Annotated in this window: 10 protein-coding genes; 4 read left to right on the top strand and 6 right to left on the bottom strand. The window is 68.2% G+C overall.

All coding sequences use genetic code 11. From position 1 onward, the window contains the following. Nucleotides 1–11: 11 nt before the first annotated feature. Together purU and KPB06_RS31755 are read right to left on the bottom strand one after the other, a co-directional pair. A complete protein-coding gene (gene purU / locus KPB06_RS31760) occupies nucleotides 12–896 on the bottom strand; it encodes a formyltetrahydrofolate deformylase (RefSeq protein ID WP_059584373.1) in 885 nt (294 codons plus the stop codon). Nucleotides 897–1076: 180 nt separating this feature from the next. Further along, nucleotides 1077–1982 (bottom strand): choline sulfate utilization transcriptional regulator, encoded by a 906-nt coding sequence (locus KPB06_RS31755; protein WP_059584374.1) that lies wholly within the window; start codon nucleotides 1980–1982, stop codon nucleotides 1077–1079. Nucleotides 1983–2222: 240 nt separating this feature from the next. Between KPB06_RS31755 and betC the strand changes: the two genes are divergently transcribed. The 4 genes from betC to KPB06_RS31735 all read left to right on the top strand — a co-directional run bounded on the left by betC (nucleotide 2223) and on the right by KPB06_RS31735 (nucleotide 7671). Further along, the gene (gene betC, locus KPB06_RS31750; RefSeq protein WP_059584376.1) at nucleotides 2223–3758 is read left to right on the top strand and encodes a choline-sulfatase; all 1536 of its coding nucleotides are present in this window, start codon (nucleotides 2223–2225) and stop codon (nucleotides 3756–3758) included. A 45-nt stretch (nucleotides 3759–3803) separates the two neighbouring features. Continuing rightward, nucleotides 3804–4772: a choline ABC transporter substrate-binding protein gene (choX, locus tag KPB06_RS31745; protein WP_275905716.1), complete on the top strand. Its 969-nt coding sequence runs from the start codon at nucleotides 3804–3806 to the stop codon at nucleotides 4770–4772. A 260-nt stretch (nucleotides 4773–5032) separates the two neighbouring features. Next, the gene (locus KPB06_RS31740; protein WP_059584379.1) at nucleotides 5033–6172 is read left to right on the top strand and encodes a porin; all 1140 of its coding nucleotides are present in this window, start codon (nucleotides 5033–5035) and stop codon (nucleotides 6170–6172) included. Between the two features lie 248 nt (nucleotides 6173–6420). Continuing rightward, nucleotides 6421–7671: an MFS transporter gene (locus KPB06_RS31735; RefSeq protein ID WP_275905717.1), complete on the top strand. Its 1251-nt coding sequence runs from the start codon at nucleotides 6421–6423 to the stop codon at nucleotides 7669–7671. 19 nt (nucleotides 7672–7690) lie between these two features. Here the strand turns inward: KPB06_RS31735 and KPB06_RS31730 are convergent, their stop codons facing one another. From KPB06_RS31730 to KPB06_RS31715, 4 genes are all read right to left on the bottom strand, one after another. After that, nucleotides 7691–8053 carry a YbjQ family protein gene (locus tag KPB06_RS31730; protein WP_059584382.1) on the bottom strand — a complete coding sequence of 121 codons (363 nt, stop codon included), beginning with the start codon at nucleotides 8051–8053 and terminating at the stop codon, nucleotides 7691–7693. A 132-nt stretch (nucleotides 8054–8185) separates the two neighbouring features. Then, nucleotides 8186–9439 (bottom strand): M20/M25/M40 family metallo-hydrolase, encoded by a 1254-nt coding sequence (locus tag KPB06_RS31725; protein WP_275905718.1) that lies wholly within the window; start codon nucleotides 9437–9439, stop codon nucleotides 8186–8188. 79 nt (nucleotides 9440–9518) lie between these two features. Continuing rightward, nucleotides 9519–11231, bottom strand: coding sequence for a M36 family metallopeptidase (locus KPB06_RS31720; RefSeq protein ID WP_275905719.1), 1713 nt, complete (start codon nucleotides 11229–11231; stop codon nucleotides 9519–9521). Nucleotides 11232–11711: 480 nt separating this feature from the next. Beyond that, on the bottom strand, nucleotides 11712–12656 hold the full coding sequence (locus tag KPB06_RS31715) for a GlxA family transcriptional regulator (RefSeq protein ID WP_059584387.1): 945 nt from the start codon (nucleotides 12654–12656) through the stop codon (nucleotides 11712–11714). Between the last annotated feature and the right edge of the window lie 66 nt (nucleotides 12657–12722).

The raw sequence follows: 12722 nt of genomic DNA, 5'->3' as shown, positions 1-12722 counted from the left end.
CGGCGCCCGGTTTACGAAAACACCACCGTCCGGTCGCCGTTCAGAAACACCCGCCGCTCGATGAACGCCTTCACCGCACGCGCGAGCGTCAGCGATTCGACATCGCGTCCCACCGCAAGCAGTTGCTCCGGCCGCAGCGCATGATCGACACGCTCGACGACCTGCTCGATGATCGGGCCTTCGTCGAGATCGTCGGTCACGAAGTGCGCGGTCGCGCCGATCAGCTTCACGCCGCGCGCATGCGCCTGGTGATACGGCTTCGCGCCCTTGAAGCCGGGCAGGAACGAGTGATGGATGTTGATCGCGCGGTTCGCGAGTTTCGCGCTCGTTTCCTGCGACAGCACCTGCATGTAGCGCGCGAGGATCACGAGTTCGGCGCCGCTCGATTCGAAGAAGTCGAGCCATTGCGCTTCCTGCTGCGCCTTGGTCTCCGCCGTGATCGGGAAGTGCCGGAACGGCAACCCATGCTGCGCGGCAAGCGGCTCGAAGTCGGGGTGGTTCGACACGATGCCGACGATGTCCATTTTCAGCTCGCCCATGCGCCAGCGGAACAGCAGATCCGCGAGGCAGTGCTCGAGCTTCGACACCATGATCAGCACCTTCGGCCGCGCGTTGACATCGTGGATCGCCCACTGGATGCCGCCATCGTGGCCGGCGAGTCCGGCCGCGATCGGCGCGAATTCCTGGCGCAGCGCGTCGATCTGCAACGTCTCATCCGTCGGATGAAAGACGCAGCGCACGAAGAAGCGGTTGCTGAGATCGTCGTCGAACACGTTCAGCGCATCGACATAGCAGCGATGGCGATCGAGAAAGCCGACGACGGCGGCGACCTGACCGGCCGCGCTCGGGCACGACAGTGTCAGGACGAATTGATCGGGGCGGTGCTCGGCGGTCATGAGACTCCTCGGATGGCAGGGGGCGTACGGCCGCGCGGCGGCGCACGACAGCGCCGCGCCGCGCGGGTAGCGGGAGGCTCAAGTAAATCAGGACGATTTCGCGGCGGATAGAACCAACGCGCCGTGTGGCTGGTATCGGTGCGCCAGCGGGCGGGCGAGGGCCGCAGGGTGCGAGCCGTGTCAGGCCCCCGCGCACGCGTCGAGCAGCCAGCGCCGGAACACGTGGGTCGCGTCCGGCTCCGGCCGCTGCGGCGGCCGCACCAGGAAGTAGCCGCGCGACGTGACGACGGGCGCATCGACGAGCTTCACGAGCTGGCCGCTCGCGACGAGTTCGTCGACGAGCGGCGACCAGCCGAGCGCGACGCCTTCGCCGAGCAGCGCCGCGTGGATCACGAGCGCATAGCTGTTGAAGGTCACGCCGCGGGCGGCGGCCGGCGATTCGAGCCCGTGCGCGTCGAACCAGCCCGCCCACGACAGCCAGCGCTCGGGGTGCGTCGGCTGCACGTGCAGCAGCGGCAGCGCGAGCAGGTGGTCGGCCCGCGCGACGCCCCGGTGCGCGTCGCGAAACGCGGGCGAGCACACGGGCGTGACGGATTCCGGAAACAGCCGCGCGGCCGTGCATGACGGCCAGTGGCCGTCGCCGAACAGGATCGCGATGTCGCCGTGGTCGCGTTGCGCGTCGTAATCCTGTGACGTGACGACGCGCACGTCGACGTCCGGCATCACGCGCTTGAGCCCGGCCAGGCGCGGCATCAGCCAGTAGGTCGCGAAGCCGAAGTCGGTGACGATCGTGAGCGCGCCGTGCTCGCGGCGTGCGCGCAGCGTCGCGGTCGCGCCGCGCAGCGTGTCGAGGCTCAGCCGCACGGCTTCGTACAGGCACTCGCCGTCGGCCGTCAGCGTGACGCCGCGCGGGCTGCGTTCGAACAGCGGCACGCCGAGTTCGGCTTCGAGCTGGAACACCTGCTGGCTCACGGCCGGCTGCGTCGAGCCGAGCTCGCGCGCGGCGGCCGTGAAGCTCGCGAGCCGGGCGGCCGATTCGAACGCGCGCAGCGCCTGCATCGACGGTAACGGTTCGGGTTTCGACATAAGTCCCTCTAATGGCCCCATAAGGGCCGGACGCCTACCCGCACGAATTCGGGCGGGCGATAGTGCCGGCAGACGGTACGGCACGTGCGCTTCACGCGCCGGCGGCAACGGATTCCGCGATTCTAGCCAGCGCGGCCCCGGCGCGCGGCAGTTTCCGCGGGCCGCCTCCGTCATGCCGGACGTCCCGCTGCCCGAGCGGCGAGCCGTTCCATTCGAACACCGCTTTTCCCACGATCGCCGATGACGAACCCGACACCCAACATCCTGATCCTGATGGCCGACCAGCTCACGCCGTTCGCGCTGCCCGCGTACGGCAACCGCGTCGCCCGCACGCCGACGCTCGACCGGCTTGCGGCCGAAGGCGTGGTGTTCGACGCCGCGTACTGCGCGAGCCCGCTGTGCGCGCCGTCGCGCTTCTCGCTGCTGACCGGCAAGCTGCCGTCGGGCATCGGCGCCTACGATAACGCCGCCGAATTGCCCGCGCAAACGCTGACGTTCGCGCACTACCTGCGCGCGGGCGGCTACCGGACGATGCTGTCCGGCAAGATGCACTTCTGCGGGCCCGACCAGTTGCACGGCTTCGAGGAGCGCCTCACGACCGACATCTATCCTGCCGATTTCGGCTGGGTGCCCGACTGGGACAGCCCGACCGAGCGGCCGAGCTGGTATCACAACATGAGCTCGGTGCTCGACGCCGGCCCGTGCGTGCGCACGAACCAGCTCGACTTCGACGACGAAGTGACGTTCGCCGCGAAGCAGAAGCTATACGACGTCGCGCGCGAGCGTGCGGCCGGACACGATGCGCGGCCGTTCTGCATGGTCGTGTCGCTCACCCATCCGCACGACCCGTATGCGATCACGCGCGAATACTGGGATCGCTACGACGATGACGAGATCGACATGCCGGCCGTGCGGCTCGATGCGGCCGAAAGCGATCCGCATTCGCAGCGGCTGCGCTTCGTCTGCGAGAACGACCGCACGCCGCCGACGGACGCGCAGATCCGCGCCGCACGCCGCGCGTATTACGGCGCGACGTCCTATGTCGACACGCAGTTCGGCAGCGTGCTGGCCGCGCTCGAGCAATGCGGGTTCGCCGACGACACGATCGTGATCGTCACGTCCGACCACGGCGACATGCTCGGCGAGCGCGGGCTCTGGTACAAGATGACGTTCTTCGAGGGCGGCTGCCGCGTGCCGCTGATCGTGCATGCGCCGGGCCGCTTCGGCGCCGCGCGCGTGCGCGGGCCCGTGTCGCACGTCGATTTGCTGCCGACGCTCGTCGATCTGGCCGGCGCGGCGCCCGCCGGCGGCTGGCCGGACCCGGTCGACGGCGCGAGCCTCGTGCCGCATCTGCACGGCACGCCCGCGCACGACGTCGCGTTCGGCGAATACCTCGCGGAAGGGGCGCTCGCGCCGATCGTGATGATCCGCCGCGGCGACTGGAAATACGTGCATTGCCCGGCCGATCCGGACCAGCTCTACAACCTGTCGGACGACCCGCGCGAGCTCACGAATCTGGCCGGTCGGCCGGAAGCCGCCGACGTGCTCGCCGCGTTCCGTGCGGAGGCCGGGCAGCGCTGGAACCTGCCCGAGCTGGACCGGCAGGTGCGCGCGAGCCAGCGGCGCCGGCGCTTCCATTACGCGGCGACGACGCAGGGCCGCATCCACGCGTGGGACTGGCAGCCGTTTACCGACGCGAGCCAGCGCTACATGCGCAATCACATCGAACTCGACACGCTCGAGGCGATGGCGCGTTTTCCGCGCGTCGGGCGCTGAACGTCCGGCAGTGCGAACATTGACGAACGACGGAGGAAGCGGACGATGAAACGGCAATGCAATGCAGCAATCCGAAGGATCGGCGCGGCGCTCGCCGCCGCCGCGTGCGTGGCGGCGACGCAGCCTGCGACTGCCGCCGATCCGGGCACGTGCGGCGACGTGAAGATGGCGGCGCCCGGCTGGACCGACATCGATGCGACGAACGCGATGGCGGGCGTCGTGCTGAAGGCGCTCGGCTACCGGCAGGCGGTGGCGAACCTGTCGGTGCCGATTACGTACCAGGGTTTGAAGAAAGGCCAGGTCGACGTGTTCCTCGGCAACTGGATGCCCGCGCAGGCGCCGCTCGTGAAGCCGTTCGTCGACGAGAAATCGATCGACGTGCTGCATGCGAACCTGAGCGGCGCGAAATTCACGCTCGCGGTGCCCGACTATGTGGCCGCCGCCGGCGTGCGTACGTTCGCCGATCTCGCGCGCTACGCGGACCGCTTCGACGGCAAGATCTACGGGATCGAGCCCGGTGCGCCCGCGAACCAGAACATCAAGCGGATGCTGTCCGACCACGCGGTCGGGTCCGCGAACTGGTCGCTCGTCGAATCGAGCGAGACGGGCATGCTCACGCAGGTCGAGCGCGCGGTGCGCGACAAGCGCTGGATCGTGTTTCTCGCGTGGGAGCCGCATCTGATGAACACGAAGTTTCATCTGACGTATCTGTCGGGCGGCGACGCGTATTTCGGCCCGAACTACGGCGGTGCGACGGTCAACACGGTCGCGCGTGCCGGGTTCGCCGGCCAGTGCGCGAACCTCGCGCGGCTGTTCCGGCAGATGACGTTCTCCGTCGACGTCGAGAACCGGATGATCGCCGACATGCTCGACAACAAGACGCCGCCCGCGCTCGCGGCGCAGCATGCGCTGAAAGCCGAGCCCGCGCTGGTCGCCGGCTGGCTCGACGGCGTGACGACCGCGGCCGGCGCGCCGGGCCTGCCGGCGGTGCGCGCGGCCCTTGACGGCCGCTGATCGCCTCCCTCCGGGCGGCCGGTTTTCGCCGTGCCGCCTGTCTACGTGTTTTCCCGACCCGTCGCATCGTGACCATTTAGTGTCGCCTTCAGACGGGTGACCCGAAATATGGGTTTGTATTTTTCGCCAATGGCTGCGTTATTGCGGAAAACGAAATACCGAAGCCAGCGGGGCGGTCTGAATTCGAATCCACCGGCGCATCGCGGCACGCGCCGGGACGAGATTCTATCCATCGAATGGTTCAGGGAGGGTGGTCGACAATGAAGCACACGAAAGTTGCCGTAGCCGCCGCGCTTGCATGCGCGGCCTGTATTCCCGCCATCGGACACGCGCAAAGCAGCGTGACGCTGTACGGGATTCTCGACGCCGGTATCACGTACGTGAACAACACGGGCGGCTCGCACGTGGTCAAGTTCGACGACGGCGTCGCGTACGGAAACCGCTTCGGCCTCAAGGGCACCGAAGACCTGGGCGGCGGCCTGAAGGCGGTGTTCGTGCTCGAGAGCGGCTTCCGTCTCGGCAACGGGCAACTCGGCTTCGGCGGCGCGGAATTCGGCCGGCAGGCGTATGTGGGCCTGCAGAACGACTGGGGCACGTTGTCGTTCGGCAACCAGCTCGACATCACGAACGAACTCGTGTCGATCTACAACATCTCGGCCTGGGGCAGCGGTTACGCCATCCACCAGGGCGACTTCGACCGCTTCAACGGCGACCGCCTGCCGAATTCGGTGAAGTTCCTGTCGAACGACATGAGCGGCTTCAAGTTCGGCGCGATGTACTCGTTCGGCAACGTCGCGGGCAACTTCCACCGCAACAGCGCATGGAGCGCGGGCGCGAGCTTCACGAAGGGCGACTTCTCGATCGGCGCCGCGTACACGCGCCTGAACAACCCGAACGGCATCTACGCGTTCGACCCGTACGCGATGATCGGCACGCACACGTTCCTCGGCCAGCAGACCGTCACCGTCGATCCGGCGACCGGCGCACGTACCGACCTGTTCGCGAACACGCCGATGGGTGTCGACAGCCAGGGCACGTTCGGCATCGGCACGAGCTACACGATCGGCAAGCTGACGCTCGATGCCAACTACTCGTACACGACGATCAAGGGCTTCGGCCAGTCGTCGCACATGCAGGTGTACGAAGGCGGCGGCCTGTACCAGTTCACGCCGGCGCTGAGCTTCATCGCCGGCTACCAGCACACGCGCTTCGAAGGCCATCACTGGAACCAGGGCACGGCGGGCCTGCATTACCTGCTGTCGAAGCGCACGGACGTGTACATCTCCGGCGACTACCTGCGCGCGTCGCAGGGCGTCGATGCGGTGATCGGCTACAGCTTCACGCCGTCGACGACGCAGACGCAGGCCGACGTGCGGATCGGGATGCGGCATTCGTTCTGAGCGAGTGGGTGCCGTGTAGTGATGTGACGTCTTCAGCGAGGTCTCTCTTTGGCGCGAACCGTGGTTCGCGCTTTTTTTTGTGCGATGCCGCGGCTCGACGGGGCGCGTGGCCGGCGGCCGGCCGGTTTTCGGCGGTTGGCATATCATCGCGGTTTGGCCGCGCCTGCACCGTTGCCGCGCGCACGCATTCGCGCGTGTCGTCGTTTCCCGAACGGCTGCGGTGCGCACCGCCAACCGCCGAGACCCCGATGACCACCCCCGTGCCCGATTCCAGTCCTTTATCCCCGTTACCCGCCAACCTGTTCCGCCACGCACCGTTCCAGCGCTTCTGGGGCACGCGCGTGATGTCGTCGCTGGCTTTCCAGATCCTGTCGGTCGCGATCGGCTGGTACGTGTACGCGCTCACGCACAGCGCGTTCGCGCTCGGCCTCGTCGGCCTCGCGCAGTTCGTGCCGATGTTCGCGCTGACGCTCGTCGTCGGACAGGTGGCCGACCGCTACGACCGCCGGCGCATCGCGACGATCTGCCAGAGCGTCGAAGCACTGGCCGCCGGCGTGTTCCTGCTCGGCGCGCTGCAAGGGTGGCTGGCCGCGCCGGCCGTGTACGCGCTCGCGGCGGTCGTCGGCACGGCCCGCGCGTTCGAGTCGCCGTCGGTGTCGTCGCTGCTGCCGGCCGTCGTGCCGCGCACCGACCTGCCGCGCGCGACCGCGCTGTCGACGTCCGCGAACCAGGCCGCGCAGATCCTCGGGCCCGCGTGCGGCGGGTTGCTCTACGGTGTCGGCGCGCCCGTCGCGTTCGGCACGAGCGTCGCGGCCTTCGCGGTCGCGGCGGTGCTGAGCGGCACGATTCCGCTGCGCGGCGCGCCGCCCGCGCGCGAGCCGGTCACGCTGCGCTCGGTGTTTTCGGGCATCGCGTTCATCCGGCGCGAACCGGCGATTCTCGGCGCGCTGTCGCTCGACCTGTTCGCCGTGCTGTTCGGCGGCGCAACCGCGCTGCTGCCGATCTATGCGCGCGACATCCTGCAGGTCGGCCCGTGGGGGCTCGGCGCATTGCGCGCGGCGCCGGCGGTCGGCGCGCTCGCGGGCACGCTGTGGCTCACGCGCTTCCCGTTGAAGGGGCGGCCGGGCCGTGCGATGTTCGGCGGCGTGATCGCGTTCGGCGTCGCGACGATCGTGTTCGGGCTGTCGAGGCATTTCGTGCTGTCGCTCGTCGCGCTGGCGGCACTTGGCGCATCGGATGTCGTGAGCGTCGTCGTGCGGCTGTCGCTCGTGCAACTGCGCACGCCCGACGACATGCTCGGTCGCGTGAGCGCGGTCAATTCGCTGTTCATCGGCACGTCGAACCAGCTCGGCGAATTCGAATCGGGCGTGACGGCGGCATGGTGGGGCGCGCCGGCCGCGATCGTCGTCGGCGGCGTGGCGACGATCGCCGTCGCGCTGGCGTGGATGCGGTTGTTTCCGCAGCTCACGAACATGAAGTCGCTCGAACGCGATGCGTGACGCGTGATGCGCGATCCCGTCACGCGTCCTGCGTCACGCGCACGGCCGTGCCGTAGCAGATGACTTCCGTGACGCCCGACCCGATCTCGGTCGAGTCGTAGCGCATCGCGACGATCGCATTCGCACCGAGCTTGCGCGCATCGGCGAGCATCTTGTCGAACGCCTGTTCGCGCGCCTTCTCGCACAGCGACGTATAGAGCGTGATGTTGCCGCCGAAGATCGTCTGCAGCGACGCGCCGAACGAGCCGACGATCGAGCGCGAGCGCACGACGATACCCTGCGCGACGCCGAGCGAGCGGACGGTCGTATGGCCGGGCAGGTCGAACGCAGTCGTGACGCGATCGGGCGACAGGTCGTCGATGGAGCGGGTGGATTCGGTCATGGTGGGCGAGCGTGTAGCGAGTGGTCGAACGACGATTCTAGCCGGACGGAGCAAAGGCATGCGAACGGGCGCACTCGCGCGGGTGAACGCCCGTTTCGTTGCCGAACGAGAAAGCCGCTCGACGACGAACGCTCAGCGCTTGGCCGTCGCGCCCGCCATGCCGCCGAGATCGACCGCATAGGCCAGCGCCAGCTTGCCGAATTTCAGCGCATGGTTCGCCTGTCGATCCGAGTTTTCCAGCGTGTCGTTCACCGTGTGAATGTACGGGCTGTCGTTCTGGTCGGCCTCGAACGGGAACGATGCCGGATACCCCTGCGCGTTCCACGACGCGTGATCCGAGCACGCATAGCCGCATTGCGACGTGCCGATCGCGAGCTCGGGCAGGTAGGTCGCCGCCAGGTTCTTCACGTAGGTGTTCTGCGCCGCGTTCGTGTAGTCGGTGATCAGGTAGATATCCTTCGGATCGCCCTTGTAGTTCGTCATGTCGAGCTGCAGCACGCCGACCACGTTCGCATTCTGCGTGCGGAACTGCTTCGCGATCGCCTTCGAGCCGAGCAGGCCGGCTTCCTCGGCCGCGTACCCGACGAACTTGATCGTCCGTTTCGGCCGGTAGTTGTTCGCGAGCAGCACGCGCAGCGCCTCGGTCAGGCTGGCGATGCCCGACGCATCGTCGTCGGCGCCGGGCGAGCGCGTGTTCTCCGTCGTGCGGCCGACGGTCGAATCGAGGTGGCCGCCGAGCACGACGGTGCCCGCGGCCGGATCGCTGCCGCGGATCGTCAGGATCACGGATTTCTGCGGAAAACCGGTATGCGCGAACTGTTCGACGGTGATGTCGGCGCGCGAGCCGGCCAGCTGCTTCCACTGCAGCGCGAGCCAGTCGGACGCCGCGACGCCGTGCGACGTCGTGTAGTAGCGGTTCGTGAAGCCGGACAGCGACGTGATCGTGCCGACGATGTTGCTCGCCTGCAGTTGCTGGATCCACGTGCCGATCTGCGGCACGTTCGACACAGTGTACGCGGGGGCGGCGGCCTGTTTCGCGAGCGTCGCCGGCAACGGCTGCAGCGCCTGCCGCGCGTCGTCGAACGAATCGTGGACGACGTAGCCGGGCCCGTGGCCGCGCGTGTGGTGGACGGCGTGGGCCAGTTCGCCGAGCCGAGAATCGTCGATCTCGACGACGTGAACGGTTTCGCGGCGCGCGGCGCCGTCGGCCGCCTTGCCGGCGTCGACGCTCGCGCTGTATTGCGCGGTTGCGGACGCATCGACGCGTTGAAGCTGGCGGAACGCGGTGTCGCCGAGCGTGATCCAGACGGGCGTCGCGTGCGCGACGGCGGTCAGCAGCATGCCGCCCAGCGCGGCGCTCAGGCGGGTCGGTGTCAGAGTAGGCATGTTCGATCTCGTGAGGATGGCGATGTCGATGAAGGGAGCGCGCCGCAGGTCGTGCGATGCGCTCCCGCCTGCTGCGGGATTACGACTTCTGCGGGACGGTCACGCCGTACGTGCAGCTCTTGTTGTACGCGTTCCCGATCGCGGTGAGCTGCGCGTTGCTGTAGCCGAGCGCGGATGCGGCGGTCAGCACGGCCTGCGCGGCGGCCTTCTGGTTGGTCGAGCTGTTGGTCATCGACAGCCCCTTCAGGAACGCCTTGTCCATCGCCTGCGCGCCGATCGCGTCGCGCGCGACGAGGTTGCACGACGCCCAGTACTGGCCGGCCGTGTGGATCTCCGCGCCGCGCGCCTGCGCATAGGTGCGCCCGACGTTCCAGTTGGTGACGCGGCCGGCCCAGAACTCGTTGTGGCCGTCCCAGTTGTAGACCCAGTGATACTGCGCGTCCGACGGGCTCCACTGGTTGAAGTCGCGGCTGTACGCGGCGGCGAGATAGTCGCCGGTGCCTTCGGACAAGCCTTCCTGTTGCGACAGGCCGCCGTTGGTGACCCAGTCGTGGATGCCGTGGCCGAGCTCGTGGATCACGACGTCCGCGTCTTCCGCGTCGTCGACGCCGCCCTGCCCGAAGGTCAGCCGGCCGCTGCTCGACGAGTACGACGAGTTGTCGTCGCCCGATTCGCCGTGCGGGTCGTACTGCACGCCGCCCGTGTACTGGTACGGCAGCGCCTTGACGCCGAGCGTCTGGTTCACGTAACGCAGGAACGTGTCGATGTGGTAGTACACGTTCACCGCCTCGAAATACAGGTTGCCGCGCGTGAATTCGAACGCGGGCGTGGACTGCGACGGGCAGGCCTTGTCGAGCGGCGCGTCGAAATCGACGCATGCCGCGTAGGGGCCCGTCAGCGTGTAGCGCGTGCCCGACTGCGCGACATCCTTCAGCGTCACGCGCACGCGCGCGGCCGTGAGCTGCGTCGAATCGGTGTCGTTGCCGTCCTTGTAGCCCGTGCTGCCGTAGCTGCTCTTCGTCGGTGACAGCGGATCGGGGCGGAACACGAAGCCGGTGCCGTCGGTCGCGTAGAACGCCTTGTCCTCGGCGCGCAGCACTTCGCCGCTGCCCGCGTCGATCAGCAGCTCCCAGTCGCCTTTCGGGCCGTCCTGCGGGCGGCCGCGCACCTTCCATGCCGTATGCGTGCCGGCCTTGTCGACGAACGCGACGAGTTGCGCGTCGAGATGCGTGAAGCCACTCACGCCGAGATACGCGCGGGCGCGCTCGAGCGCCTGCTGCTGGTCGACGGCCTGCGACTTGCGCGTCGTCGCGACCACGCCGTTGATCGTGTTGCTCGCGACGTACAGGATGCGGCCGTCCTTCGCGACGGTCACCGCGATGTCGCTGCCGTACACGGGCAATCCGGCGGCCTGCTGCTGCAGGCGCACGACGGTGAAGTCGGCGTCGTCGCGTTCCGACGTGACGACGAGGCTCGCGAGCGCGGTGGCGTCGAGCCCGAGTTGCGCCGCCTGCGACGCGATGAAGTCGCGCGCGGTGGCGGCGGGCGTCGCGGCGGCCTTCCTGGCGCGATAGGCCGGGTTGTACAGCGTGACGGCGACGCCGTCCGCGCGGAATTGCCCGGTGGCCGTATCGGCCTTCGCGGGCGGCGGCGCGACGCCGCGCGTCAGGCTTTCGCGCAGGCTCGCGGCCTGCGGATTCGACACTTTCGTATCGGCCAGGGTGCCGCCGACGATGCCGAAACCGAGCGCGAGACCCAGGGCGAGCGGCAATGCTTTGCGTGATGTCTGCATACGTGATCCTCATCTCAACGGTTGGACACGCCCGCGCGCTCGTGGCGAGCAGGCACGACACGGCCCGCGCGCCGGTTCGATGGAACCGGTGCGGCGAAGCGGTGCTGGGAGTCTCGACTGACTAAGGAAGCCTAACTGTCAGGTCGAAAATAAGCGGGCAGGCGAAGCGGAGGAGAAGCGAACGGCAGGCAGGTGCGGCGACGGCGAATCGAGCATCGTCATGTCATACCCCTCGGATCGATATCGGATATCGGTTGGCAGCCTGCACGACCCGACGCGCGTGGAGATGACGCACGCGTGTCGTTAGGCTCCCTATCTAACTTTGTTTGGTATGTTACAGAATATTTTCAACGACATTCCAGATTATTTTCGACGACCGCTTCGGTTGGCCGTTCAATCGCCGGCATTGTTGAGCGAACGGCGGGAAACGCTGTCGGAACCCGCAATACCGCGCCGGATTGTAGTCAAAAGCCGCGACGATCAGCGCGTTGCCCGCCGGTCGCTGCGCGGGCTCATCCCGAATCGCGCGCGATAGGTGCGCGAGAAATGCGACGGCGATTCGAAGCCGCACGCGACGCAGACCGAGGTGATGCTCATGTCGGTCTGTTGCAGCAGCTCGCGCGCGCGATCGAGGCGCAGGTTCAGGTAGAAGCGCGTCGGCGTGTCGTTCAGCGTCGCGCTGAACAGCCGTTCGAGCTGACGCCGCGTGATCGACACCTCCCGCGCGAGCGCGTCGGAGCCGAGCGGATTCTCCATGTGCCGCTGCATCGTGCCGATCACCTGGATCAGCTTGCGGTTGTGCACGCCGTAGCGCGCGGCGATCTCGAGCCGCTGGCTGTCCGAGCGCTGCCGGATGCGGCTGACGACGAACTGCTCGGAGATCGCCGCCGCGAGGTCGGCGCCGTGCCGGCGTCCGATCAGGTCGAGCATCATGTCGATCGATGCGGTGCCGCCCGCGCAGGTGATGCGCCGGTCGTCGATCTCGAACAGCTCCTGCGTCGCGTTCAGGCCCGGGTAGCGCTCGCGGAACGCGGCGAGCGCTTCCCAGTGCAGCGTGAGCGATTGCGACGCGTCGAACAGCCCGGCTTCCGCGAGCACGAAGCTGCCCGTATCGATGCCGCCGAGCGTGGCGCCATGCCGGTGCTGGCGGCGCAGCCAGTCGCCGAGCGTACGCGTGTAGCAGACGAGCGGATCGAAGCCGGCGACGACGAACACCGTATCGACCTGCGGGACGTCCGCGCACGCGGCTTCCGCGGCGACCGGAATGCCGTTGCTCGCGGCGACGGGCGCGCCGTCCGCGCTGATCACGTGCCAGCGATAGAGCTCGGTGCGAAAGCGGTTCGCGACGCGCAGCGGCTCGACCGCGGACATGAAGCCGAGCGCGGAGAAGCCGGGCAGCAGCAGGAAGTGGAAGTCCTCGGGCATCGGAGCGTGGGTGGAAGCGGGTGGTCGTCGCGCACCGCGCGACGCGGCGAGCGGGCCGCGCCCGGC

Source organism: Burkholderia semiarida, assembly GCF_029268935.1.
GTDB lineage: Bacteria > Pseudomonadota > Gammaproteobacteria > Burkholderiales > Burkholderiaceae > Burkholderia > Burkholderia semiarida.
Note: the sequence above shows the minus strand (reverse complement) of the source record. Positions and strands in the feature narration are given on the sequence as shown.

Bases quoted from the DNA above. Each gene is read 5' to 3' on its own strand.
- choX (WP_275905716.1), top strand. From the start codon at position 3,804: ATGAAACGGCAATGCAATGCAGCAATCCGAAGGATCGGCGCGGCGCTC.
- KPB06_RS31730 (WP_059584382.1), bottom strand. From the start codon at position 8,053: ATGACCGAATCCACCCGCTCCATCGACGACCTGTCGCCCGATCGCGTC.
- KPB06_RS31725 (WP_275905718.1), bottom strand. From the start codon at position 9,439: ATGCCTACTCTGACACCGACCCGCCTGAGCGCCGCGCTGGGCGGCATG.
- purU (WP_059584373.1), bottom strand. From the start codon at position 896: ATGACCGCCGAGCACCGCCCCGATCAATTCGTCCTGACACTGTCGTGC.
- KPB06_RS31735 (WP_275905717.1), top strand. From the start codon at position 6,421: ATGACCACCCCCGTGCCCGATTCCAGTCCTTTATCCCCGTTACCCGCC.
- KPB06_RS31755 (WP_059584374.1), bottom strand. From the start codon at position 1,982: ATGTCGAAACCCGAACCGTTACCGTCGATGCAGGCGCTGCGCGCGTTC.
- KPB06_RS31715 (WP_059584387.1), bottom strand. From the start codon at position 12,656: ATGCCCGAGGACTTCCACTTCCTGCTGCTGCCCGGCTTCTCCGCGCTC.
- KPB06_RS31720 (WP_275905719.1), bottom strand. From the start codon at position 11,231: ATGCAGACATCACGCAAAGCATTGCCGCTCGCCCTGGGTCTCGCGCTC.
- KPB06_RS31740 (WP_059584379.1), top strand. From the start codon at position 5,033: ATGAAGCACACGAAAGTTGCCGTAGCCGCCGCGCTTGCATGCGCGGCC.
- betC (WP_059584376.1), top strand. From the start codon at position 2,223: ATGACGAACCCGACACCCAACATCCTGATCCTGATGGCCGACCAGCTC.